The following is a 25,231-nucleotide window of genomic DNA, read 5'->3' on the forward strand; positions in this document are numbered from 1 at the left end:
ATGCGTCAAATGTAAGACGTTTTCGTCACATTGTGACGCGGTTCGTCATGCGTTCCCGGTGGCGGCTCCGGACCAGCGCCCCAGCCGCTGTCCGACGATAACCTGTTGTTGCGGCTTGAGATCGTCGAGCACATAGCCCTCGGGCAACAGCAGGATGACCGTGGAGCCCATATTGAAGCGGGCCATTTCGGCGAAGCGCTCCAGCTTCACATGCCGGTCGCGGCAATCGTGGTGACGGATATCGGACGCATACGGCGGAATGGCCAGGCCGTCCCATACGGTGGCAACGCTGGACACGAGGATCGCCCCGACCATCACCGACACGAAGGGGCCGTGCACGCCCTGGAAATGACACACCAGCCGCTCGTTACGGGCGAAGACGCGGGGAATGGCTTCCACCGCGAACGGCGCCACGCTGAAGATGCGGCCAGGCACGTGCGTGGTACCCGTGAGTTCGCCTTCCAGCGGCATGTGCACCCGGTGGTAGTCCCGCGGCGAGAGGTAGATCGTCACGAAGCTTCCGTTACGGAACGGCGCTGCCGCGGTTTCGTCGCCCAGCAGTTCGACGGCCGTGTATTCCTGCCCCTTGGCCTGGAAGATGCGGCCGTCGCGGATGCGCCCGGACTGGCTGATGCGACCGTCCGCGGGGGACACGATCGTGCCTGGATCGGGGTCGGCCCGGCGTGCATCGGCCTTCAGCTTGCGGGTGAAGAACGCATTGAAGTGCTGGTACGCGAACGGATCGGGCTGCGCCGCCTGGCTCATGTCCACGTCGTAGCGCTTCACGATCTCCCGGATCAGGAAGTTCTTCCACGGGGTCCACTCCCACCGGGTTGCCCAGTAGACGATGCGCGAGAGGAAGCGGTGCGGGAGGATGTACTGCAGCAGGACGTTGGGCTTCATGCGCGGGAGTATAGGGGACGGGACGGAAAGCACCCACCCGCCCGGGTGACCCCCGGCGCGGGCCTTCACGGCGTCGCAGCCACGCGGGCAGTAAGGAAATCGATGAAGGCACGCACGCGCGGCGGCACGAAACGGCTGTGCGGATAGAGAAGGTTGTAGGGGCGGGACCGGCCGCCGAAGTCGGCGAGCACTTCGACCAGCGAGCCGCTTTCCAGATACTCCTGCACCACGAACCGGTACGCCTGGAACAGGCCGGCGCCGGCCCGCGCGAGCGTGACGCCGCCGAGCACGTCTTCCGAGACCGTGTAGCTGCTCTCGGCCTCGAACTCCACGTCCGCGCCGTCCTGACGGAAGAGCCAGGGAATGCGCCGGCCACTGCTGGGTAGATCGAACTGAATGCATTCGTGCCGGGCGAGGTCGGCGAGCGTGCGAGGGACGCCGTGCGCAGCGAGGTACGTGGGCGCGGCAACCACGACAAGTGCGCTGTCCTCTAGGTGACGCACGATCAGGGACGAATCGACGGGTGCGCGAACGCGAATCGCGAGGTCGAAGGCTTCGTCGGCGAAGCCGATGTTGCGATTGCTGATGTGCAGGTCCAGATGGATGCCGGGGTGTTCGCGATGGAACGCGGGCAGGGCGGGCAGCAGACGGTAGTGCGCGTACGTGGTGGGTGCGCTGATCCTCAGGCGTCCCGACAGTTGCGCCTCCTGTCCGCTGGCCATGCGCTCCGCATCGGCGAATTGCGCCAACGCCTGGCGGCACTGCTCCATGTAGACGCGCCCCGCGTCGGTAAGGCGGATCTGGCGTGTGCTGCGTACGAACAGCCGTACACCCAGCCGGGCCTCGAGTCTCGCCACCGACCGGCTGACCGCCGCCGGAGTCACGCCGGCGGCGCTGGCCGCCGCAGTGAAGCCGCCCAGCTCGCCGGCCAGGCAGAACAGCTCGATGCTGCCGAGCATCAGGTCGTCGAACTGGCGATGCATGAGTTACACCATGTAATAGGTTATTTGCTTCGGATCATATTTATTGCCACCCGGCGCATCAATAGATTGTGCGTCAGGCCCGGCCACGCGCCGGCATCCATCCCTATCCGGAGCAACCCATGAGCACCCGCAACACCGTTATCGTCACCGGCGCCTCCAGCGGCCTCGGCTTTGCCGTCGCGAAGGCATTCCTCGACCTCGGCTACAACGTCGTGGGCAACGGTCGCAGCCAGGCTCGCCTGGACGAGGCGGCCAAGGTCCTCGGCAACAGCGACCGCTTCCTCACCGTCGCAGGCGACATCGCGCTGCCCGAAACGGCCGAGCGTCTGTTCGACCACGCCATCGAGGCGTTCGGTTCGGTGGACGTGCTGGTCAACAATGCCGGCATCTTCATTGCCAAGCCGTTCGCCGATTACACCGTGCAGGACATCGACGCGATGATCGACACCAACCTGCGCGGCGTCGTCTACCCGTCCCAGGTCGCCGCGCGGCACATGGCGGCGCGCAAGTCGGGCCATATCGTCAACATCACCGCGAACCTGGGCCTCCAGCCGGATCGCAACGTCACCGCGGCCATGGCCGTGCTGATCAAGGGCGGTCTGAACGATGTCACCCGTGCGCTGGCGCTCGAGCTGTCGCCGCATAACGTGCGCGTGAGCGCGGTCGCCCCGGGTATCATCGACACGCCGATGCACTCGCCGGAGACCCATGCATTCCTCAGCGGTCTGAATCCGATGAATCGGCTGGGCCGTCCGGAAGACATCGCGGAGGCGGTGGTCTATCTGGTGCGCAGTTCCTTCACCAACGGTGTGGTGTTGCCGGTCGACGGCGGCGCGAGCACCGGTCGCTGGTAACGCCGTCATGCCCTTCGTCAATGTTCGTATCACGCGTGAAGGCAACACACCTGCGCAGAAGGCGCAGGTGATCGCCGAAATTACCGAAACGCTGGAGCGGGTGCTCGGGAAGTCGCCTGAGCTGACACACGTGGTGATCGAGGAGGTCGCCATGGAGGACTGGGGTTACCGCGGTGTTCCGACATCGCAACTGCGAGGGCCGGATCCCGGGCCAAGCGGCGGCGTGAAGCGTTGAGGCAGGCCGTTTCGGCAAGGTCGCGCATTCTGTACGGTTTCTTCACGTGCATGAGCCGATGTCTGTCGCCATGCGCACGCACCTTGCCGGAATGTTCCTCTTCTTCTGTGTTCTTGCTTCGGCGAGAGCACAGGAGGTCATGTCGCCCGGCGCCGCACAGGCGATCGGTTTCGATAGCCTTCCCAGCGGAGGCATCGCCACGCCGTTCCAGGATCCCGGGGGCCTGTTCAGCATTGCCGCTTCGAAACGCGGCCCGTTTCTTTATGGCGAGCGAGCGGAGGCAGGCATGCGTCCGCTCGCCGGCCGCTATCTCGCGATACGCCCGGGCGTGGGCAAGAGCGCGAACCTGACCAGCATCGTGCTGGCACCTGGACTTCGCGGCAGCGACGCGTCCTTCGATTACTGGATCCAGACGCCGGGCGAACAGGCCGTGCAGCTTGGCTGCGTCTTCAGCAGCGGCCCGGAAACCGCGTCGTGGTCCGGCGCCACCGTTCACGCCGGCAACTACAGTTGTCATGCGCCGCCCGGCGCGACGATCCGCGAGATACACCTGAACACGACCTTTGAAGGCGGCATCCTGCGCATCGACAACCTCGTGATCCACATGGGCAGCGCGTTGGCGAAGGATTGAGCGAGCAGGCACCCGGCCATCCGGAAGCGGCCGACCACCCGGCCGGCCGGTTTCGATTACCGCACTTGCAGGCTCACCCGTCGCACGCCGCCGATGCCGTTCGGAATCACCATGTATTCGAAGTTGCCGCCGTCGCGGCCGCTGGCGTCCCATGTGCGGCGGTAGCCGACGACGGTGCCGCGGCCATTGCAGGGAAGGGCGCGGCCCCGGACGTTGCATAGAGGGACCGTCCGGATCTCACGCAAGGAGAAGCCAAGCAAACGTGCTTGCGGATTGTTGCCGTACCCGATTTCCTCTGTGGTGATGTGCATCCTGGCGCCGCCGTGATCCCGCGAGGTGGAAGAGTTCCCTGACGACACACGCTCTGTGCCGCCCTGAGACGATTCGACTGAATAGACGGCTACGCGAGTAAGGTTATTGGCTTGCGCTGTACCGGCGATCAGGCATGCAGCGAGCGCAATTGTTAAGGTGGTGGCGTATTTCATGATGATTCCTCCACGGTCGACATGACCGTGGAACATCTTTAGTGAGCACAGGCCCTGTTTCGGTAGGGATTTGACGATATTAATGGGCGGCCACATGCCCGATCCAGGGTGCGATCAATCGTCTCGCTCCTTCTGCGTAGGGGAAGCCGCGAAGTCAAGGAGGAATACGTCGCTTTGGATGTGGTCCTTGTTCTTCCACAAAGCAAAGTTTGCTCTTGTAGATAACCTTCATCAGGAGCACGAAGAATGCATATCACGCCCGCTCGCCTGAGTCATATTGGGACTGCAAGTGCGCAAGTTGCACTATCGCAGCCTCCCAGAAAAAACGAGGCGCTGCAAATCGAACGTCCGCCTTCCGTGGCTCGGGTAGATTTCTCTCGAATCACCCCGCGCCAGCTTCAAGCCTATTGCGACGAACTGATCTTTACTGGTGGTGATGCTGAATTCGAAGACGCGAGCGCTCTCTTTACTTCACTTCCGTCAGGGATATTTGAGAGCGACCCGGACAAGCCTATCGACCTTGCGGGCCACATCGAAGGCATGATCGAGTTCGACCGGAACAACGGCTTCGACGCCCTGGCTGTCTTCTATGCCGGGCTGCTGGAGCGAATGAAACTCATGGAAGCGAAGTCCGTTCACCTTTCGGTAGTCGCCTAGGTGCGTTGGCTGTAGGAGCCGCCATGGCGGCTCCTACAGGCGTGGCGTCATTTCGTTATGGGGAGTTCCAGGTAGGTACCGTTCTGACCGTCGCGCAGCACGCGTTGCGTTGCCTTGCGGTAGTCGCCGGCCTTCGCGTTGAAGATGTTCGGCACGAAGGTCTGCGGGTTGCGGTCGTACAGCGGGAACCAGCTGGACTGGATCTGCACCATCACGCGGTGGCCGGGCTGGAAGACGTGGTTTACCGTGGGCAAAGGGAAACGGTATTCGAGCGGCTTGTCAGGCACGAGCGCCTTGGGTGTGTCGTAGCCTTCGCGGTAGCGGCCACGGAATATTTCCATGGCGATGGGCAACTGGTAGCCGCCCATCGAGGGTTGCTCTTCCACCTCGTCGGGGTACACATCGATCAGCTTCACCACCCAGTCGCTATCCGTGCCGCTGGTGGAAGCCAGCAGGTGCACCAGCGGTTCGCCGGCCACGTTCATGGGTTGATCGAGCACGGGCGAGACGTAGGTGAGCACGTCGGTGCGCGTGGCGAACTGGCGCTGGTCGTCCACCAGCCATTCCGGCCAGCTGTCGACCTGATCGGGCACGCCATGCGACCACGGCTGGATCGGACGGACACGATATGGCACCGGCTTGGCCGGGTCCGACACATATTCGTCGGCGCCGCTTGCCGGCACGGCCTCGCCGAAGCCACCGTCGGCTTCCACGTACCAGCGCCGCATCGTGGGGGTGCATCCTTCCCGGCAGGCGGACGGCCAGTTGTCTAGTTTGCGCCAGACGTTCTCGCCGGTGACGAACGCATTCACCGGTGCGATGTCCGCCTGCGGTGCGCCATCCTTCAGGTACTGCGCCAGGAAGGGGCGGAGGATCTGCTGCCGGAACGTGGTGCCGGTGTCGCTTTCGAGTTTGATCGGACCGATGCTTTCGCCTCGCTCCCAGGTCTTCGCATGACGCCAGGGGCCGAGGACGAGCCACAGCTTCCTGTGTTCAGGGTCGCGCGGGGCGAGGGCGCGGTACACGGCCATGTCGCCGTAGTTGTCTTCCTGGTCCCACAGGCTGTGCACCAGCATCGTAGGTACCGTCATGGGTTCCTTCGCGGCGATGCGGTCCAGGGCCTGTTCCGACCAGAAGTTGTCGTAGGCGGGATGGGCCAGGAGCTTTTGCCAGAAGCCGAGCGCTTCCATGCCGTAGGCGCGGCCGACGTCGCCAGCGGAACCGTAGTGAAGGTAAAGGTCGTAGTCGTCGCGGTAGCCGCTGGTCCAGCCGATGTCGCTGCGGCGGGAATTCACCATGCCGTAGATGTAAGGAATCATCTGCTGGCGGAAGGCGCCGCGATGGAACCAGTCGTCGCCCATCCATCCGTCGATCATGGGATTGATGGGCACGGCCACCTTGAGGGCAGGGTGCGGGCGGATGGTGGCGACCATCGCCTCGAAGCCATCGTAGGAAATACCGATGATCCCGACCTTCCCGTTGGACTCCGGCACGTGCTTCACCAGCCAGTCGACGGTGTCGTAGATGTCGGACGATTCGTCCACGGCGGTGGGATTGCCATGGCCGATCGGCGGGCGGTTCATGACGAAGTCGCCTTCGGAACCGTGCTTCCCGCGGATGTCCTGGATCACCCGGATGTAGCCGTCCTGCACGACGATGTCGGCCGGATTGTCGTAGCCACGCAAGGTTGGCCCGAGGTGCGGGCTGTCCCCACGGTGGCCCATGCCGTCGGCACCATAAGGCGTGCGGGTAAGCAGAATGCCCGCGTGCGTCGCGCCTTTGGGAACGAGGATCACGGTGTGCAGTTTCACCCCGTCGCGCATCGGGATGTCGACGGTGCGCCGTTCGAAATCGAAGCCGGCCTCCGTCCGTGCGAAATGCGCGGGAATCTCGCTAGGAAGCTCTTTATAGGTGCGTTCGCCACCTGCCGCCGGAGTAGCGAGGACTCCGGCGGCGAGTGCGACGAAACCCAGTCGCAGCAGTGTGTGCATGACGTCTCCGTCAGAAGTCGTAGGTGACGCCGAGGCGTGCGTAACGAGGTGTCGTGTAGCTGTTGACCTGGCCGTAACCGTCGTTCACGGATCCGCTGCTGCCTGACACGGGGTTGGTCGATTCCGCCCGCTGCTGGTTCAGCAGGTTGAACACCGATACGTTGAAGGCCAGCTTGCGATCGGCCCACAACGGACGGTATTCGACGTTCACGTCGAGCAGTTCTTCCCACGGCTGGCGACCCTTCGCGCCGTATGCCGAGGGCTGGCCGAAGCAGAAGTGGTAGTAGCTGCCGTAACCGGACGGGTCGCTTTCGTCCGCGCCGTAGCGGCCCAGGCAGGACTTCGGCAAGCCCGATTGCACCGTGAGGTTGGCCGACACCATCCACTCGGCCGCGATCTGATAAGAGCCATAGAGCTTCAGCTGGTGCTTGCGGTCATTGGCGAGGTAGCCGTTGGCGTAGTCCATCAGCGTGGCGTAATCCCAGTCGCGCGAGGCCGCGACCGAACCCTGGTTCACGTCGGAACGCACCTGGCCCTCGGTGTTGCCGTAGCTGCGCGAGAACAGGTAGTCCACCTTGCCCGACCACTTGCCGTCGAACGGGTGCGAGAGGTAGAGATCCAGGCCGTAGTAGTTGCGCTTCAGATGGCTGAAGCCGAAGTCGTCGTTGGTGACGGTGACATTGTAGTAGCCGCCGCCGTCCTTCTTCAGCTGGTAGACATTGGCGCGGCCCGGGTTGGACAGGTAGCAGCTGCCGATGGTGAGCGTGTCGATGTCGGCGCCCTGCGCCGCGGCCGCGCGGCTGATGGCGCCGTTGTCGCACACGTCGTCCAGCGCGTTGCGCAGCTTGCGCACCGTGGCCTTGGCGCCCCACACCCAGTCTGCGTTCAACTGCTGGTCCATGCCGAGGATGAACTCGTCCTGGTATTCCGACTTGATGTTCTTCGAGCTGACGGTGCGGGGATCGGGTGCCTGGCCGTACTCGCCGTTCGGCGACACGCCGCCGCCGGTCTGGGAGGCGATGTAGGTGATACCGGTGGGCAGGCCGTGCGAGTCGATGCCGGTATAGGTGAAATACTGGTTTACCGCGAGCGAACCGGCGGAGGTGCGCAAGGCCACGGAAGCCGGCATGGCGAGGAAGTAGCGGCCCGCGTTGCCGTAGATCTTCATCGTCGAATCGCCGTTCACATCCCAGCTGAAGCCGAGACGCGGCGCCCATTGCGGCTTGGTGAGCTTGAGGTACGGCTTGCCTTCGGGGTTGTAGTTCGTGAACTGGTCGTTGCGCAGGCCGAGGGAAAGCAGCAGGCGATCGGTGACCTGCCAGTCGTCCATCACGTATTGGGCGCGCTGCTTCACGCGAACGGAGGCCAGCGTGTTGTAGTGGCGGTAGTAGGCGTAGTAGCCGTTCTCGCCACCGGGGTAGTCGCCCGGCTTGCCCACGAACGGGTTGTCGCTGATGTTGAGGTTGGGGTCCTGCTTGCCGTACCAGAGTTCGTAACCGTCGCCGCCGATGGTGGTGCCGTCGTCGATGTCGTGGGAATCCTGGTTGTCGATGCCGGCGGTGATCGAGTGGTTGCCGATCTTGTAGTTCAGGTCGACGCGAAGGTTGCGGTTGGTGGACTCGTGGTCGGGGTTGTCCACGGTGTCCAGCGTCTGCCCGTTGGTGATCGGCGAACCGCCGTTCAGGGCCGGGTTCTGCTGGTTCACGCCGCCGATGAAGGGGCCGGTGACGCCGGTACCCGGCGGCTCGTTGTAATACGTGAGCTTCGACTTGCCGTAGAGGGCCGTCAGGGTGAGGTCGTCGGTGATGTAGCTGGTGTACTTGGCGACATACATCATCGCCTTGGTCTTGTATGTGTAATCGGTGCCGGCATAGTCGCCGATGGTGTTGTCGTCGTAGTCGTAGGCGTACTTGTTGCCGTTGCTACGATGCGTCTGGTTGACGCCGGTCAGTTCGAGGATGTTGCTGTCGTTGATGTTCCAGTCGAGCTTGCCGTACCACTTCGGGTCCTTGTACGTGTAGCGCGTGTCGTACGCGTGGTTCACGTCGCCGATGGTGTTGCCCTCGCTGCGCTCCATCTCCACGGCGGCGAAGGCATAGAGCTTGTCCTTGATCAGCGGGCCACCTGCGTAAGCGCTGATGGTGCTGCTGTGCTCGTGATTGTCGTCGTTGCGGAGGAAGACGGAACCCGGCGGATTGGGATTGTTGTGCCCGTACTTGATGTTCCGCGCGCTGGCACGTGCGAAGTCGGGTTCCCACAGCACCTGCGCGCCGAAGTGCCATTCGTTGCTGCCGCGCTTGCCCACCTGGCTGATCACGCCGCCGTCGGAGCGGCCGTACATGGCGGAATAGCCGCCGCTCAACACTTCCTGCTGGTCCACCGCGCCATAGGGCAGCGTGATGCCACCGAAGCCGCTGAGCGGATCGGTGGTGTTCATGCCGTTGATGTAATACGCGTTCTCGGTGACCGACGAGCCGGCGAAGCTCACCAGCCGGTTGCCGAAGGCACCCTTGAAGCCGCGCGCACCCGGCGAGGCGCCCGGTGCGAGCAGGGCCACGGCTTCGGCGGTGCGTGCCAGCGGAAGGCGAGCCATGTCCTGCGCGGTGATCACGGTGCTCGAAGCGACCGTGGCCACGTCGATCTTGGGCAGGCTGGTGGCCGACACCGTCACGCCTTCGAGCTGCTGGGCGTCGGTCGCGCCGCCGGCGGTATCGAACGAGACGTCGGTGGCGGCGCCGACCCGAAGCGTAACGTTGTCGCGGGTGTCCACGACCTGACCGTTCGCCTTGAGCGACACCTTGTACGTGGCCAGGGGCAGGGCCTCGACCGAGTAGCGACCGCGAGCGTCCACGGGCACTTCGCGCACGAGGCCATTGCTGCCCTCCACGAGCACGGTTTCACCGGCCGTTGCCGGAGCCTGGCCGGCGATGCGGCCGGTGGTGGCCTGGCCAAACGCCACGCCGGACAGGGAGGCCGCGACGGCGGCGCACAAGAGGGTACGTCGAAGGTTGGGGCGGGAATGCATGTGAGTGCTCCGGGAAGACATGTGGTGTGTGGCTGGAATGTTTTCTATCGATTGAAACGGCGGTGGCAGTGGCCTTCCTGGCGCGGGTTGTTTCAGGCGTAGGCAACCTCGCCCACGGCCTTACGAAGGGCGTCGATCGCACGCGAGCGCTCCGCACGACGGTCGGTTACGAGGACGTCGATGCGGTCGGCGGGACACCAGGCGACGCGGCTGCGCACGCCGATCTTGGAATGGTCGGCCGCGATCACGATGCGCCGTGCGTTCGCACACATCGCCCTTGCGACTTCGGCCTCTTCCATTTCGAAACTGCTGGCACCGGATTTCGCATCGATCCCCACGGGGGACACGATGGCGAGGTGCGGCTGGTAGCGGGCGATCTCCGCCACGGTAGCCGCGCCCTGCGTGCATCCGATCTGCGCGTTGAAGCGGCCGCCCAGGAGGTGCACCTCGTTGCCGGGGCGCGCGGCAAAGCGCGAGGCCACGTCCACCGCATTGGTCACGATGGTCAGCCCGCTGCGCGCGGCAAGCGCCTCGGCGACGAGGTTCATGGTGCTGCCCGCGTCCATGAAGATGGTCTGTCCGCTTTCCACGAGTGCGGCCACCTTCTTCGCGATGGCGCGCTTTTCGCGCACGCGGGTGGCATGGCGCACGTCGATCGGGGGTTCGTCGCCGGTGAGCACGGCACCGCCGTGCACGCGGCGAATCTCGCCACGCTCGGCCAGCTCCACAAGATCGCGGCGGATCGTCTCGCGGGACACGCCCAGTTCCGTGACGATGCGTTCCACCGACACCTGGCCGCTGGCGCGGAGCAGATCGCGAATACGGGAATGTCGTTCTTCATGCCACATGGCGTCGTTCCTTGAGGACGTGGAGGATGAGGCGCATCGCGCCGAGCGCCAGCGCGCCGGCCAGCACAACGCACATCGCGTAGGCGGCCGCTTGCGCCAGGAAACCGTTCTCGTCCAGGCGCATCACCGTGACCGAGGCGAGGCCGAGATCGGGGGTGACCAGGAAGATCACGCCCGACAGCGTCACCATGGAGCGCATGAACAGGTAGAAGAAGGTGGAAATCGCCGCGGGCGCGACGAAAGGCATGACGGCATCGCGCAGCACATGTCCGGTACCGCCGCCGCATACGGCGACGGCGTCGTCGAGGGCGTCGGGCACCTGGCGCATGCCGGTCTGCATCGCGAGGAAGGCCTGAGCGTGGTAGTGGTAGAGGCTGCAGAACGCCACGATGGCGATCCCCCCATAGAACCACCCGGACAGCACGCCACGGTCGAAGGCCAGCACGTAGCCCAGCCCCAGCACCATGCCCGGCACGGCGGCCGGCAGCGAAGCGAGGAACTGCATGGGCCGCGCGACGCCGCGCGGAGCGCGGCGCAGGCCGGCGGCGAGCGCGAACACAAGGACCGAACCGGCGCATGCGGCCAGGAAGGACATGCCGAGCGACGTCGCTACGGGTCCGTACCCGTCCGGCATGCCGCTCGTATAGTTCGCGAGAGTCAGGGTGCGGTCGTACGGCCAGAGCTTGACGACGCTGACGTAGGCCACCGTGGCCACCACCGCGACCATCGGAAGCAAGGCCACGAGGCTCAATGCGCCAAGGGCCGCATCGCGCCACGCATGCTTTGCCGGCAGCAGCATGCGCCCGGGCATCGCGTCACCGCTGTCCTGGCGTCGACGCGCGATGCGTGCGAGCCATACCGAAAGCAGGGCGGGCGCGAGCAGCACCACGCCCAGTGTCGCGCCCATGCCGAAATCGAGCTGGCCCACCACTTCGCTGTAGATCTCCATGGCCAGCACGCGATAGTTCCCACCCACGACCACGGCGCTGCCGAAATCGGTGAGCGTTTCGGTGAAAACGAGGAAGGCGGCGGCGAGCAGGGCAAAGCGCAGGCGCGGCAGGGTGACGTCTAGGAACTGCCGCCACGGCGTGGCCCCCATGGACGCGGCAGCGTCGTAATGCCGTGCGGGTGTGCGGGCCAATGCGGCTGACACGATGATGACAACCTGTGGCAGCCCGTACAGCGTGTTGGCGATCAGCAGGCCCCAGAAACCGTAGATGTCCGTCGTTGCGCCGGTGAGGCGATGGACGAGGCCATTGCGCCCCAGAAGGCACACGAGACCGAGGCCGAGCACGAGCGAAGGCGCCAGCATCGGCAGAAGCAGGGCGCCACGGATGAACGCCTTGCCCGGAAGACGCGAGCGGTGCAGCGCCATGGCCAACGCCAGGCCGAGGGGCACGCAGCATGCGGTCGTGGCGATACCGATGGCGAGGCTGCGCAGCGCGGCGCGCGGCAGTCCCGGATCGTCGAATAGTCGGAGGTAATTGCCCGCGGTAAAGGCACCCTGGGCATCGGTCACGCTGCGCCAGAGCACCGTCGCCAGCGGGTGCAGGAAAAACAGGGCCAAGCCCAGCGCGGGCAATACCAGCAGCCAGAGCGCGGGTGCGCGGGCGCTCGTCATGCGCATACCCATGCGCCGCGCAATGCGTCCACCGATACCGCTTCGCCGCGGGCCAGGGTGCTGTTTCCCCGCAGTTCGGCCAGCAGCCGCCGGCCACGCCAAGCTACCGTCACACGCGCCAGATTGCCGAGGAAGACGAAATCCTCGACCACCGCTTCGCCGTGTGCGTCGCTTTGGACCAGCACATCTTCCGGACGAAGGCAGAACTCGTAGGTAGCCTCGCCGCCGGGTGGGCGGCGTTCGAGAAAGCCAGGCATGGTGTCGCGCACGAACGCCGTCGACAGCAGGTTCGCGCGCCCCACGAACTCGGCGACGAAGCGCGAGCGCGGGCGCTCGTACAGATCGCGCGGCGTGCCGATCTGCTCGATGCGGCCATGGTTCATGCACACGATGGTGTCGGCCATCGCCAGCGCTTCTTCCTGGTCGTGCGTCACCATGATGGTGGGAATGCCCAGGGTGCGCTGAAGCAGGCGGATCTCGCTGCGCAACTGCCCGCGAATGGCGGGATCGAGCGCGCTCAGTGGCTCGTCGAGCAGCAGCATCGCGGGTTCGGTGGCGAGCGCCCGGGCCAGCGCCACACGTTGCTGCTGCCCGCCGGACAATTCGTCCGGAAAGCGGGAGCCGAGCCCACCCAGGCCGACCCGTTCGAGCAGTTCGCTGCAACGGGCCGCGATCTTCGCCGGTGGTTCGCGTCGCAGGCGCATCGGATAACCGATATTGGCGGCGGCCGTCATGTCGGGAAAGAGCGAGTACGCCTGGAACACGAGGCCCATGCGCCGCTCGCGGGCGGGAAGGGTAGTGATGTCACGGCCGGCCAGCGTGATGCGGCCGGCGTCGGGCGCGGTCAGTCCGGCAACGATGCGCAGGAGCGTGGTCTTGCCGCAGCCGCTTGGGCCGAGCAGGCACACGAATTCGTTTTCGCGCGCGGCGAAGGACACGGCGTCGAGCACCGTGTGCCCGTCCCATGACTTCGCGATGTCGTCGATCCGCAGATGCATCCCCTTCAGTTCCCCCGTCGGTCGCGCTAGCGCGTCAACCGCTTGTATCTGGCGATAAGCGCCGCGCGTTCCCGTGCGGCCATGTCGAAGTCGCGCACGGGCAGCGTGGCGACAAGGTCGGCGGGCAGTCCTTCCCGTTGCTGTTCCGCGCTCGGCACGCTGCCGGGCGCGGCGACGATCTCCTTGTAGCCGCGGTACAGCGCTGCGGCTTCCGGCGACGCGGTCCAGTCGAGGAAGCGTCGGGCGTCTTCGTTGCGTGCCGCCTGCTTCATGAGTGCGGACGCCTCCAACTCGTACCCTTTCACGCCTTCCGGGATCACCATCGTTACCGGATAGCCCTGGCGGATTGCCTGCATGGCCGAGAACGCGAAGGAAATGCCGATGGGGAATTCCCCGATACGCGCGAGCTTGCACGGCGCCGAGCCGGACAATGTCACCTGGCCCACATTGCGTGCGATGCCGAGCGTAAGTGCCATGCCAGCCGGGTCGCGCCCGGCGTCGGATAGCGAAGAGATGAGCATGTAACCCGTGCCGGACGACGACGGATCGGGCATGGCGATCTGCCCCCGGTAGGCGGGCGAGGCCAGGTCGTTCCAGCTGCGTGGCATCGGCAGGCCCTGGTCCGCCAGCGCTTCGCGGTTCACGCACAAGGCGGCAAGGAACCCGGTCGGGGCGAACCACCGTGCGTCGCGGTCGCGAAACGCGGCCGGCATGCTGTCGATATGCGTGCCGTGCACCGGGGCGAGCAGGGCGGCGATGCGGGGGTCCAGCATGTCGGTGACCGCCATGCCCCAGATGACGTCGTTGCGTGGGCGCTGCGATTCGGCCAGCAGGCGCGCGGCCAGATCGCCGCTGGACAGGCGCAGCACGTGGATATCGATGTCGGGCAGCGCTTTCTTCGCTGCATCCAGATAGGTGGCGATCTCGTCGCTTTCCAGGGCGGAATAGACGGTGACGCTGCCCGCGTGCGCCACGCCGACGGCCAGCATCAGGATCACGCTTGCGATGTGGCGGTGTGGACGCACGGTTGTCTCCGAAGCCACATCTTGTGTGGCGTTTTGGGTATATTTGCAAATATGTGGCGCACCCGTCCACCGGAATATTTTCGTTTTTGTCATCACCCCGAAACGTGCCGTGGCTAGCCGCCGCGCATGTTTGCGAACCAGGAGCGCCTTGATGGAATCGTTGTCCGCCGCAGAGCGGAAGCAGTTCGAAGCCTTCGCCACGAGCATTGCCGACAACGCGCGCGCGTTGTCGTTGCCGCGATTCCGGCGGCCCGTCGATGTCACGCTCAAGGGCGACATGAGCCCGGTCACGGCCGTGGATCGCGGTGTGGAGTCGATGCTGCGCGAGCGGATCGAACTGGCCTGGCCGGAGCACGGACTGCTGGGCGAGGAATACGGCGCCACGCGTGTGGACGCGGAATTCGTCTGGTCCATCGACCCGATCGACGGCACGCGCAGCTTCATCTCCGGCTGGCCCTTGTGGGGCACCCTTATCGCCCTGCTGCATCGCGGCCGCCCCGTGCTTGGGGTGCTCGACATGCCGGCGCTCGACGAACGCTGGATCGGCCACGTGGCGGCCGGCACGACGATGAACGGCCGGCCGTGCCGCACGAGCGCCTGCGAGCGCCTGGCCTCGGCGACCATCTACACCACCACGCCCGACATGTTCACGCCGGATGAATGGCGGCGCTTCGATCGAACCAGCCGCGAGGCCTATACGCGCCGGTTCGGTGGCGACTGCTATGGTTACGGCATGCTGGCTTCCGGCCACATCGACGCCGTGATCGAGGCCAACCTCATGCCTTACGACTATCTGGCCATCGCCCCCGTGGTTCAGGCCGCCGGCGGCGTGGTGACCGATTGGGAAGGCCGGCCGCTGGGTCTGAACAGCGGCGCGCGCGTCGTGGCCGCCGCCACCCCGGCGCTGCATGCGGCGCTGATCGAATCGCTCGCGAAGGACTGATCGGCATGTTTTCCCGCGATCGCCGCCGATTCCTCCACGCCGCCGGGGCCACCGTGGCGGCCTCGCTGGTCGCACAAGGGTTCCCCGCCGCGATCGCAAAGGCATTGGCGACGCCGCCCGATCGCCGCACCGGCACCATCGCCGACGTGGAGCACGTGGTGGTGCTCATGCAGGAGAACCGTTCCTTCGACCATTACTTCGGAAGCCTGCGCGGCGTGCGCGGTTTCGGCGACCCGCGCGTGCTGGAACTCGGCAACGGCGACCCGGTGTGGCGGCAGCCGCTTGGCGACGCCCGCACGAAGTTCTGGAAGTCGCGTGGCGTCGGCGACGATGTGGCATGGGTGTATCCCTTCCACCTGGACACGCACGCCTCGGGAGATCACCACGAAGGCACCGACCACGGCTGGAGCAGTGGGCACGGCGCCTGGAACCTCGGCCGCAACAACCGCTGGATCGAGCAGAAGCAGGACGTGCTCACCATGGCATTCCTGCGGCGTGACGATGCCGCGTTCCACTACGCGCTGGCCGATGCCTTCACCATCTGCGACGCCTATCACGCGTCCGCGCTGGCCGATACCGCGATTAACCGCATCTACCTGTGGAGCGGCACGTCCGACCCCTCCGGGCGCCTCGGGAGCAAGGACAACGGGCCCGGTACCGAAGAGCGTCCGGAGACCAATGGCTACACGTGGACGACCTACCCGGAACGGCTGGAGAAGGCAGGTATCAGCTGGCGCGTCTACCAGGGCGGCACCGGCGAGCCCGGTTCCCCGACCGACAACTACACCGACAACTCGCTGGAATTCTTCGCGCGGTACCAGGTGAAGGAAGGCGCCGATCCGGCCGGCCCGCTCGTACGCAACGGCGTTTCCACGCATACCCTGCGCGACCTGCGCAACGACGTGCTGCACGACCGCCTGCCCCAGGTCACATGGATCGTCGCGCCGTACAAGTACAGCGAACATCCCAACGCGTCGCCGGTTGACGGCGCCCATTACATTCGCAAGGTGATCGAAGCCCTCACGGCCAATGCGAAGGTCTGGAGCCGCACTGTCCTCTTCCTGAACTACGACGAGAACGACGGCTTCTTCGACCACGTGGTGCCGCCTGCGCCGCCATTGTCGAGTGGGGAAGACGGCGAGGGCATGGTGTCGAGGGAACTCGTTGCCAGCCTGCGCGACGAAATCATGGACCTCGACCGCCATCCGCGGATCGCGGCACCCGTCGTACCCGGCAGCGATCCCGGCGGCCTGCAACCCGTCGGGCTCGGAAACCGGGTGCCCATGATCGTCGTATCGCCCTGGACGCGCGGCGGCTGGGTCTGTTCGGAAACCTTCGACCATACCTCCGTGCTGCGCTTCCTCGAAAAGCGCTTCGGTGTCGAGGAGCCGAACATCAGCGGCTGGCGCCGCGCCGTCTGCGGCGACCTCACCAGCGCGTTCGATTTCGCCGGCACGAGCGACAGCGCCATGCCGAAGCTGGGCGTTCCTGCCGGCTCGAACGCGAAGGCGCCGATCCTGGTTCCGGCCCGACAGGCGATGCCGACGCAGGAACCCGGCTCGCGTCCGGCGCGACCGCTCGCCTATGCGTGGTCCCTTCGTCACCGCCTGGACGGCGGCGCCAGTCACATCGCCTTCGACAACCACGGCCGGCTCGGCGCGGCCTTTCTCGTGTACGACGGCCTCCGTCGCGACGCTCCGCCCCGCCGCTACACCGTCGCGGCAGGCGATCGCATCGAGGACCGCTGGCAGCTCGCGAAGGCCGGCGATGCGTACGATCGCCGCATCCACGGCCCGAACGGCTATTTCTGCGCGCTGCGCGGCTTCGCCGACGATCCCGTCGAAGCGGAGGTTCGCGGCGTGCCACGCGAACGACGTATCGAGGTCGTGCTCTCCAATCGCGGTTCGCAACCGGCCGCCTGTCGTGTCGCGAACGCCTATGACGGTGTACCGGCGCAAACGGTGGAGGTGCCCGCGGGCGGGAGCAAGACACTGGCATTCGATCTCAGCGCAAGCGCGGGCTGGTACGACGTGGCCGTCGCGGTGCCGGCCACGCCGCGATATCTGAGACGTTACGCAGGGCACCACGAGGACGGTCGTGCCGCCACGAGCGACCCGGGGCCGAAGCGCTGAAGGCCACCCGGACGGCTATACTCACGGACCAGCCCCATCGAAATCCCCCCACGTGACCAGCGAACTGTCCTCCATCATCGATTTCATCCGCTATGGCGCCAGCCGCTTCTCGGCCGCCGGGCTCACCTTCGGGCACAGTCACGACAATCCGATCGACGAGGCCACCCACCTCGTCCTGTCCGCGCTGCACCTGCCGCCGGACCTGCCGCCCGCCTATGGCGCAGGCAAGCTCGTGGCCGCCGAGCGCGAGGCCGTGCTGGCCCTCATCGAGCGGCGCATCGTCGAGCGGGTGCCCGTGGCCTACCTCGTGGGCGAAACCTGGTTCGCCGGGCTCAAATTCAAGAGCGACCGCCGCGCCCTCGTGCCGCGGTCGCCCATTGCCGAACTCATCGAAAGCCGCTTCACGCCCTGGCTGGACGATCGCCACGTCGAGCGCGCGCTCGACCTCTGCACCGGGTCCGGCTGCATCGGCATCGCCATGGCCGAGTACAACCCCGACTGGCAGGTGGACCTCGTCGATGTCAGCGACGATGCCTTGTCCCTCGCCAACGAGAACATCGTGTACCAGCACGTGGAAGGCCGCGTGCGCGCGATCAAGTCCGACCTCTTCGCCGGCCTGCAAGGCGAGGTGTACGACCTCATCGTGTCCAACCCGCCCTACGTCACCAACGACGAATACGCCGCCATGCCGGCCGAATACAGCCATGAACCGGTCCTTGGCCTGACATCCGGGGATGATGGACTGGACATCACGTTGCGCATCCTCGACGAGGCCGCTCACCACCTCAGCGAGGACGGGCTGCTCATCGTGGAAGTGGGCGACAGCGAGCACGCGCTCGTCGAGCTGCTTCCGCGCGTGCCCTTCGTCTGGCTGGAGTTCAAGGTCGGGCCGATGGGCATCTTCGCGCTGGAACGGCGCGACCTCGTCGAGCACGCCGCGGACATCGCCGCGGTGCGCGCCGCAAGACACTGACCTTCGGAAACCCCGTGTCCTCCAATACGTTCGGCAAGCTCCTTTCCGTCACCACGTTCGGCGAAAGCCACGGCCCGGCGATCGGCTGCGTGGTGGATGGTTGCCCGCCGGGCCTCGCGCTCGACGCCGCGGAATTCCGCGCCGACCTCGAGCGCCGTGCCACCGGCAAGTCGCGGCATACCTCGCAACGCCGCGAGGCCGATGACGTGGAAATCCTCTCCGGCGTCTACGAGGGAGTGACCACGGGCACGCCGATCGCTTTGCTCATCCGCAATACCGACGCCCGCTCCAAGGATTACGGCAACATCCTCGATACCTTCCGCCCCGGCCACGCCGACTACACCTACTGGCAGAAGTACGGCGTGCGCGATCCGCGCGGCGGTGGCCGCTCTTCGGCGCGCGAGACCACCATGCGGGTCGCCGCCGGCGTCATCGCCAAGAAGTGGCTGGCCGAGCGCCACGGCGTCACCGTGCACGGGTACGTGGCACAGATCGGAGAGATCGTTCCGCGCGGGTTCGATGCCACGGTCGTGGAAACGAATCCCTTCTTCTGGCCGCACGCGGACCAGGTGCCGGAACTGGAGTCCTACATGGACGCCCTGCGCAAGTCCGGCGATTCGGTGGGCGCGAAAGTCACCGTCGTGGCCGACGGCGTGCCGGCGGGGTGGGGCGAGCCCATCTACGGCAAGCTGGACGGCGAACTGGCGGCGGCGATGATGTCGATCAACGCGGTGAAAGGCGTGGAGATCGGCGACGGGTTCGCTGCCGTTGCCCAGCGCGGCACGCAGCACCGCGACGAAATGACCGGGGCGGGTTTCCTCTCCAATCACGCCGGCGGCATCCTCGGCGGCATCGCCTCGGGGCAGCCCGTGGTGGTATCGATGGCGTTCAAGCCCACCTCCAGCATTCTCGTTCCTGGCCGCAGCATCGACCGGGCCGGTGAGCCCACCGAAGTGGTGACCAAGGGACGGCACGACCCTTGCGTCGGCATCCGCGCCGTTCCCATCGCCGAGGCGATGATGGCGCTCGTGCTCATGGACCAGGCACTGCGTCACCGCGCTCAGTGCGGCGACGTGGGCGTGGTGCCGCCGCGAATTCCAGGAACCTTCGAAGGCTGAAGCCATGAACAAGCCGAAGGTCTGGGTGTCCCGTCCGATATTTCCGGACATCGTCGACCGCCTGCGTCCTCACTTCGAGGTGCGGGCCGAAAGCGAGGAGCACGCGTTCACGCCGGCCGACCGGGCGGCCCGCCTGGCGGACGCCGATGCCGCGATCGTCGGCCTTACGGAGCGGATCGACGCGCAGACGATTGCGGCCGCACCGCGCCTGCGGTTTGTCGCCAACCTGGGCGTGGGGCACAACAACCTCGACCTGGACGCCCTGACCGCGGCGGGCATCGGCGCCTCGAACACGCCCGACGTGCTCACCGAAACCGTGGCGGACTACGCCTGGGCCCTCCTGCTCGCGGCGGCCCGCCGGGTGGGCGAGGCCGAGCGCTGGCTGCGCCAGGGTCATTGGCAGGGCTTCCGCTTCGATCGCTGGCTGGGCGCCGACGTTCATGGCAAGACCTTGGGCATCCTGGGCATGGGCCGCATTGGCCAAGCCATCGCGCGCCGCGCTGCCGGTTTTCGCAGCCGGGTGATCTACCACAATCGTTCGCGGCTGGATCCCGGGCTGGAGCAGGACTGTGGCGCCACGTACGTCGACAAGGCCACCTTGCTCGCGGAGTCCGACCACCTCGTTCTGGTGCTGCCGCTCACACCACAGACCCGGCACGCCATCGGTGCGGCGGAGCTGGCGGCGATGAAGACGACGGCCACGCTGGTGAACATCGCGCGGGGCGGCATCGTCGACGACGCGGCCCTGGCAAGGGCACTGGCCGACGGCACCATCGCCTCGGCGGCCCTGGACGTGTTCGAGGGCGAGCCGTCGGTGCATCCCGGCCTGCTGCAACTCGAAAATATCGTGCTGAGTCCGCACATCGCCAGCGCAAGCCGCGACACACGTCGCGATATGGCGGCGCTGGCTGTGGACAATGTGCTGGCGGCGTTCGGGCATGGTCCTCACGCCGGCCGGCCACCCTCGATCCTCAACCCGGGTGTGCTGGCCGACGCCAGCCGACCCCTTATCCCCAACGCCTGACGAAGCGAAGCATGAGCAAGAAGACGAGTTACAAGGTGGCCATGGTGGGTGCGACCGGCGCGGTCGGCGAAACCCTGCTGTCGATCCTCGCCGAACGGGATTTCCCGGTCAGCGAACTGGTGCCCCTGGCGAGCGAGCGCTCGGCGGGTGGTACGGTCGACTTCAACGGGAAACCTTACGTCGTCCAGGACCTCGCCAAATACGACTTCGACGGCGTCGACATCGCCTTCTTCTCCGCGGGCGGATCGGTGAGCCGGGAGCACGCCCCCCGGGCGGCCGCCGCCGGCGCGGTGGTGATCGACAACACCTCCGAGTTCCGCTACCAGGACGACATTCCGCTGGTGGTCTCCGAGGTGAATCCACACGCCATCGCCGATTACACCGTGCGCGGCATCATCGCCAACCCGAACTGCTCCACGATGCAGATGCTCGTGGCCCTCGCGCCCATCCATCGCGAGGCCGGGATCGAGCGCATCAACGTCGCCACCTACCAGTCGGTGTCGGGCGCCGGCCGCAGCGGCATGGAGGAACTGGGCAAGCAGACCGCCCAGATGCTGAACTTCCAGGAAGTCGAAACCGCGAAGTTTCCGAAGCAGATCGCGTTCAACGTGATCCCGCACATCGACGAATTCCAGGCGAACGGCTACACCAAGGAAGAAATGAAGATGGTCTGGGAGACCCGGAAGATCCTCGAGGATCCTTCCATCCAGGTGAACCCGACCGCGGTTCGCGTGCCCGTGTTCTACGGCCACGCCGAGGCGGTGCACATCGAAACCCGCGACAAGATCACCGCCGAGCGCGCCAGGGAACTTCTCGAGGAGGCGCCGGGCGTCGTGGTGCAGGACGAGCGCAAGGCGGGGGGATACCCCACGCCCGTGGGCGACGCGGCCGGCAAGGACCCGGTGTTCGTGGGCCGCATTCGCGAGGACATCTCGCACGAGCGCGGCCTCGACCTGTGGATCGTCGCCGACAACATCCGCAAGGGCGCGGCGCTCAACGCGGTGCAGATCGCCGAGATTCTGGTCGAGGACTACCTCTGATGCGTTGCCGCGTCGCCGCCTGGGTGCTGTTCGCCTGCGCGCCGCTCGCGGCGGCGGGCGAACGGCCACAGGCGACCCCGTCGCCCGCGGCCGAGCAGGCGAAGCTGGACAAGCTTCGTGCTCATGAGAAGAACGAAGGCACCCGGGTGGAGCAGCTCCGGAAGCAGGTGGACTCGCTCGAATCCAATTCGCAGGCCACCAGCCGCGAAATCGAGGAGCGCGACCGGAAGATCGCGGAACTGCGCCGTCAGCTGGAGGCCAGCCAGGGGAAGTAGGGCGCTGCATGGGAAGCGTGTACGAGTCTCGCGAACGCCTCAACGTTGTCGCGTAACTAGCCGTACCCGCTATTGTTAGTTGTTGCTGGGGTGCACTACAGTGGCGCCTTCGCGGCCGAACGCCCGAAAGAGGCGCGCCGTCGGCATGGGTTTTGTTCGGGGGAAAGTGATGAACCGTACGTTGAAGCTTTCGATCATGCTGGCGCTGGTCTCCTGGGGTAGCCAGGCGCTGGCCCAGAACCTGGGGCCGGTCCAACTCCATTCCACGATGGACCAGCCGCTCGTGGCGGAGATCCCGCTGAGCGGGGTGTCGGGCAATCTCGACAACGTCCACGTGGCCCTCGCGTCCGAGGAGGCGTTCTCGCGCGCCGGACTCAACCGCGCCGGTCTGCCCGTGTCCTTGAGCTTCGCCGTAGCGAAGAATGCCGCGGGCGTCCCCGTGATACGCGTCACCAGCGCCGCTCCGGTTCGCGACACGTATCTCGATTTCCTCGTCGAGGTGTCGTCGGGCGGCAACAAGGCCATTCGCGAAGTCACCATGCTGCTCGACCCGCCGGGCACGCCGCTGAACGGCGCGGCCGCTTCGTCCGCGCCGTCGCAGGCGCCCGCCGCGGCTCCGTCCAGGACCAGCGACGTCCCGGCGCGTGTGCCCGCCCAGTCCGCTGCCCGGCCTGCGCGCACCCAGCCCGCCGCACGGCCCGCCGCGGCATCCGCCGGCGGCACGTATGGCCCGGTGCAGCGCGGGCAGACGCTTTCCTCGATCGCCCGCGACCATGCCGGCGGCGCGGACATGAACCAGATGCTCGTGGCGCTGCAGAAGGCCAACCCCGACGCCTTCTACCGCGACAACATGAATGCCCTGAAGACGGGCGCGATCCTTCGCATCCCTTCGGCCGACGAGGTGCAGGCGCAGTCCAGCAACGAAGCACTGGCCGAAGTTCGGCGCCAGAATGAAAGCTGGCGCGCCGGTACCGCCCGCGCGCCCTCGGTCGTCGCCGACGCGGCATCCACCAGCGCCGGGCAAGGCGAAGCCAAGCCGAGGCAGTCCGCCAGCGATCGTCTGGCCATCGTGCCCTCGAAGGAGGGTGGCGATGCCGCCTCCACTCGTGCCGGCAGCAAGGGCGGCACGGGCGACGCGCAGGTCGCGGGATTGCGCCAGGAGCTGGCCACCTCGCAGGAAAACGTGGCCTCGCTGAAGCAGCAGGGTGCCGAACTCAAGTCGCGTATCGGCGAACTAGAGGACATCAACTCGAAGAACCAGCGCCTGCTGAGCCTCAAGGATTCCGAAATCGCCGAACTCCAGCGGAAGCTGGCCGAAGCGCAGAAGAGTGGCGGCACGGCCGCGGCGAACACGCCGGCGGTCGCGCCGGGCGCCCCGGCGGCGGCCCCTGTCGCACCGGCGGCCAGCGCACCCGCAAAGGCGGGCACGGCGGCTTCCGCGCCGTCGACCCCCGTGGCTGCGACGCCCGCACCGGTCGCGGGTTCGACGGTGACCACCGCGCCGTTGAAGGAGCCCGCCGCCGCAGCCGCGGCCGTTCCGCCGCCCGCGTCGAAGCCGGCCGCGAAACCGGCCGCCAAGCCGGCGGTCGTGGTGCCGAAGCCGGTCGAGGAAGATCCCTGGTACATGCAGCCATGGGCCTGGGGCGGCGGTGCGATCGTCATCCTCCTGCTGCTCGTGGCCGCCGTGTTCGGGCGCAAGAAACCGAAGGCGGCGGCACCTGTCGCCGCAGGCTCGCTCGCCGACCGCTTCGGCGAGGAACCGGCGTTCGATTTCGGCCAGCCGGGCGAGGCGATGGACCAGGACCAGCGCGAGATCCTCGACGCGCTGGCCGAGCATCCCGACGACATCGGCCTGCACCTCGAACTGGTGAGCCTGTATTACGGCCGTCGCGACGTCGATCATTTCGAAGCCGCCGCCGAAGCCATGTTTGCCCACGTGGCCGACCCGGACCAGCCGGAGTGGCGCGAGGTGGTGATGATGGGCGAAGACCTCGCGCCGACCCATCCGCTCTTCGGCGGCACGCCGATGGACGAGATCGACGAGCCGTACGAACACGATGGCTCGCTCGCCGGGTCGCATGCCGACACGGCCGCGGCCCTGGAGGAATTCGATCTCGGCAACTACGTCACCGGGCCCGAGGAAGAGGCGCACAGCCAGACTCCGACGCCGCAGAAGCACAGCGAATACCATTTCAATTTCGATCTGACGCCGGTGCAGCGCGCCGAGGCGGACCGCCGCCCGAACGCACCCGATGTGTTTGACGTGGATGCCCCCGAATCGCCCTACCTCGAAACGCCGACCGAAACGTCGCATGCGAGCTTCGGCGACATCCTCGATGGGGAAAAGCACGAAGCGACCGAAGAGCGCTCCACCTGGGCCTTCGAGGAAGAACACGATGTGGCCGCCACGTCGTCGACCGGCCTGCCGCGCTTCGACGAGCCGACATTCCCGGACGAGGAGCCCATCGCGGACCACAATCCGGAGAGCTTCAGCGACGACCCGGTCGACACCAAGCTCGACCTCGCCCGGGCCTACCTCGACATGGGGGACGCCGAGGGCGCTCGCCTGATGCTCGACGAGGTGCTGGCCGAGGGCTCGCAGATGCAGAAAGACACGGCAAGGCGGATCCTCGACGACATCGCCTGATTCCGTAACGCTTCCCAACGCGCAAGGAGTGTGAGATGTCTCAGCGATTGTTTGCGGAGTTCTTCGGCACTTTCTGGCTTGTTCTCGGTGGTTGCGGTAGTGCGGTGCTGGCTGCGGCCTTTCCGGGCCTCGGCATCGGTTTCGTCGGCGTTTCGCTGGCTTTTGGCCTCACCGTGCTGACGATGGCCTATGCCGTGGGCAACATCTCCGGAGCGCATTTCAATCCGGCGGTAACCATCGGCTGCTACACGGGCGGACGCATGCCGGGCAGGGAAGTGCTGCCCTACATCGTCAGCCAGGTGGTCGGCGCGATCGTGGCCGGTGGCGTGCTTTACCTCATCGCCAGTGGAAGGCCTGGCTTCGACGTCACGGCGGGATTCGCCACCAACGGTTACGGCGAGCACTCGCCCGGTGGCTATTCGTTCCTCGCCGCGGTGGTGGCCGAGTTCGTGCTGACCATGTTCTTCCTGCTGGTGATCCTCGGGGTGACGCACAAGCGTGCGCCAGTCGGTTTCGCGCCGCTCGCGATTGGCCTGGCCCTGACGTTGATCCACCTCATCAGCATCCCGGTCACCAACACCTCGGTAAACCCCGCGCGCAGCACGGGCGTGGCCGTGTTCCAGGGCGGCTGGGCATTGGCCCAGCTGTGGGTGTTCTGGGTGGTGCCGCTGCTCGGCGGTGCCGTCGGCGGTTGGGTCCACCGGGCGCTGCTCGAGAACGACCCGCCCGCCCACGGCGTACCGTAACGACGAACGGCCGTTGCCCGGGCCGACCCGGGCAACGGCCGGGCGGTGGTAACCTTGACGGTTTCCACCGCCCCACG

Annotated in this window: 22 protein-coding genes; 13 read left to right on the top strand and 9 right to left on the bottom strand. The window is 66.4% G+C overall.

The window, feature by feature from the left end; genetic code table 11:
- Positions 1-45: 45 nt before the first annotated feature.
- Entirely contained in the window at positions 46-903 is an 858-nt protein-coding gene (gene asd, locus FHS47_RS09900) for an archaetidylserine decarboxylase (protein WP_167026342.1), read from the bottom strand.
- A gap of 65 nt (positions 904-968) precedes the next feature.
- Positions 969-1,886: a LysR family transcriptional regulator gene (locus FHS47_RS09905; RefSeq protein ID WP_167026345.1), complete on the bottom strand. Its 918-nt coding sequence runs from the start codon at positions 1,884-1,886 to the stop codon at positions 969-971.
- 119 nt (positions 1,887-2,005) lie between these two features.
- On the opposite strand from FHS47_RS09905, the gene FHS47_RS09910 reads away from it, so the two are divergent.
- The 3 genes from FHS47_RS09910 to FHS47_RS09920 all read left to right on the top strand — a co-directional run bounded on the left by FHS47_RS09910 (position 2,006) and on the right by FHS47_RS09920 (position 3,606).
- Entirely contained in the window at positions 2,006-2,740 is a 735-nt protein-coding gene (locus FHS47_RS09910) for an SDR family oxidoreductase (RefSeq protein ID WP_167026348.1), read from the top strand.
- Between the two features lie 7 nt (positions 2,741-2,747).
- On the top strand, positions 2,748-2,975 hold the full coding sequence (locus tag FHS47_RS09915) for a 4-oxalocrotonate tautomerase family protein (RefSeq protein ID WP_167026351.1): 228 nt from the start codon (positions 2,748-2,750) through the stop codon (positions 2,973-2,975).
- Between the two features lie 139 nt (positions 2,976-3,114).
- The gene (locus FHS47_RS09920; protein ID WP_167026353.1) at positions 3,115-3,606 is read left to right on the top strand and encodes a hypothetical protein; all 492 of its coding nucleotides are present in this window, start codon (positions 3,115-3,117) and stop codon (positions 3,604-3,606) included.
- Between the two features lie 56 nt (positions 3,607-3,662).
- Here the strand turns inward: FHS47_RS09920 and FHS47_RS09925 are convergent, their stop codons facing one another.
- Positions 3,663-4,091, bottom strand: coding sequence for a DUF4879 domain-containing protein (locus tag FHS47_RS09925; RefSeq protein WP_167026356.1), 429 nt, complete (start codon positions 4,089-4,091; stop codon positions 3,663-3,665).
- 246 nt (positions 4,092-4,337) lie between these two features.
- On the opposite strand from FHS47_RS09925, the gene FHS47_RS09930 reads away from it, so the two are divergent.
- The gene (locus FHS47_RS09930; RefSeq protein WP_167026359.1) at positions 4,338-4,748 is read left to right on the top strand and encodes a hypothetical protein; all 411 of its coding nucleotides are present in this window, start codon (positions 4,338-4,340) and stop codon (positions 4,746-4,748) included.
- A 47-nt stretch (positions 4,749-4,795) separates the two neighbouring features.
- Here FHS47_RS09930 and FHS47_RS09935 read toward each other — a convergent pair whose 3' ends face one another.
- The 6 genes from FHS47_RS09935 to FHS47_RS09960 form a co-directional block, all read right to left on the bottom strand.
- Positions 4,796-6,739 carry a CocE/NonD family hydrolase gene (locus FHS47_RS09935; protein ID WP_167026362.1) on the bottom strand — a complete coding sequence of 648 codons (1,944 nt, stop codon included), beginning with the start codon at positions 6,737-6,739 and terminating at the stop codon, positions 4,796-4,798.
- A 10-nt stretch (positions 6,740-6,749) separates the two neighbouring features.
- Positions 6,750-9,764 carry a TonB-dependent receptor gene (locus tag FHS47_RS09940; protein WP_167026365.1) on the bottom strand — a complete coding sequence of 1,005 codons (3,015 nt, stop codon included), beginning with the start codon at positions 9,762-9,764 and terminating at the stop codon, positions 6,750-6,752.
- 92 nt (positions 9,765-9,856) lie between these two features.
- Complete coding sequence (locus tag FHS47_RS09945) at positions 9,857-10,612, bottom strand: DeoR/GlpR family DNA-binding transcription regulator (RefSeq protein WP_167026368.1); 756 nt, start codon at positions 10,610-10,612, stop codon at positions 9,857-9,859.
- A complete protein-coding gene (locus FHS47_RS09950; RefSeq protein WP_167026371.1) occupies positions 10,602-12,233 on the bottom strand; it encodes an ABC transporter permease subunit in 1,632 nt (543 codons plus the stop codon). Before FHS47_RS09950 ends, FHS47_RS09945 begins: the two co-directional genes overlap by 11 nt.
- Positions 12,230-13,231 (bottom strand): ATP-binding cassette domain-containing protein, encoded by a 1,002-nt coding sequence (locus FHS47_RS09955; RefSeq protein WP_167026374.1) that lies wholly within the window; start codon positions 13,229-13,231, stop codon positions 12,230-12,232. Before FHS47_RS09955 ends, FHS47_RS09950 begins: the two co-directional genes overlap by 4 nt.
- A gap of 26 nt (positions 13,232-13,257) precedes the next feature.
- Positions 13,258-14,256: an extracellular solute-binding protein gene (locus FHS47_RS09960; protein ID WP_208381898.1), complete on the bottom strand. Its 999-nt coding sequence runs from the start codon at positions 14,254-14,256 to the stop codon at positions 13,258-13,260.
- A 151-nt stretch (positions 14,257-14,407) separates the two neighbouring features.
- On the opposite strand from FHS47_RS09960, the gene hisN reads away from it, so the two are divergent.
- From hisN to aqpZ, 9 genes are all read left to right on the top strand, one after another.
- Positions 14,408-15,199, top strand: coding sequence for a histidinol-phosphatase (hisN, locus tag FHS47_RS09965; RefSeq protein WP_167026380.1), 792 nt, complete (start codon positions 14,408-14,410; stop codon positions 15,197-15,199).
- A gap of 5 nt (positions 15,200-15,204) precedes the next feature.
- On the top strand, positions 15,205-17,331 hold the full coding sequence (locus FHS47_RS09970; RefSeq protein WP_167026383.1) for a phospholipase C, phosphocholine-specific: 2,127 nt from the start codon (positions 15,205-15,207) through the stop codon (positions 17,329-17,331).
- A gap of 52 nt (positions 17,332-17,383) precedes the next feature.
- A complete protein-coding gene (prmB, locus tag FHS47_RS09975) occupies positions 17,384-18,304 on the top strand; it encodes a 50S ribosomal protein L3 N(5)-glutamine methyltransferase (RefSeq protein ID WP_167026386.1) in 921 nt (306 codons plus the stop codon).
- A gap of 14 nt (positions 18,305-18,318) precedes the next feature.
- Positions 18,319-19,422 (top strand): chorismate synthase, encoded by a 1,104-nt coding sequence (aroC, locus tag FHS47_RS09980; protein ID WP_167026389.1) that lies wholly within the window; start codon positions 18,319-18,321, stop codon positions 19,420-19,422.
- A gap of 4 nt (positions 19,423-19,426) precedes the next feature.
- Positions 19,427-20,446, top strand: coding sequence for a D-glycerate dehydrogenase (locus FHS47_RS09985; protein ID WP_167026392.1), 1,020 nt, complete (start codon positions 19,427-19,429; stop codon positions 20,444-20,446).
- Positions 20,447-20,457: 11 nt separating this feature from the next.
- On the top strand, positions 20,458-21,486 hold the full coding sequence (locus FHS47_RS09990) for an aspartate-semialdehyde dehydrogenase (RefSeq protein ID WP_167026395.1): 1,029 nt from the start codon (positions 20,458-20,460) through the stop codon (positions 21,484-21,486).
- Positions 21,486-21,761: a hypothetical protein gene (locus FHS47_RS09995; RefSeq protein ID WP_167026398.1), complete on the top strand. Its 276-nt coding sequence runs from the start codon at positions 21,486-21,488 to the stop codon at positions 21,759-21,761. The genes FHS47_RS09990 and FHS47_RS09995 overlap by 1 nt, the downstream gene beginning before the upstream one ends.
- Positions 21,762-21,930: 169 nt before the next feature.
- Positions 21,931-24,408: a FimV/HubP family polar landmark protein gene (locus tag FHS47_RS10000; RefSeq protein WP_167026401.1), complete on the top strand. Its 2,478-nt coding sequence runs from the start codon at positions 21,931-21,933 to the stop codon at positions 24,406-24,408.
- A gap of 35 nt (positions 24,409-24,443) precedes the next feature.
- Positions 24,444-25,154, top strand: coding sequence for an aquaporin Z (aqpZ, locus tag FHS47_RS10005; RefSeq protein WP_167026404.1), 711 nt, complete (start codon positions 24,444-24,446; stop codon positions 25,152-25,154).
- Positions 25,155-25,231 lie beyond the last annotated feature (77 nt).

This window comes from Luteibacter sp. SG786, from assembly GCF_011759605.1.
In the GTDB taxonomy this organism is placed as follows: domain Bacteria; phylum Pseudomonadota; class Gammaproteobacteria; order Xanthomonadales; family Rhodanobacteraceae; genus Luteibacter.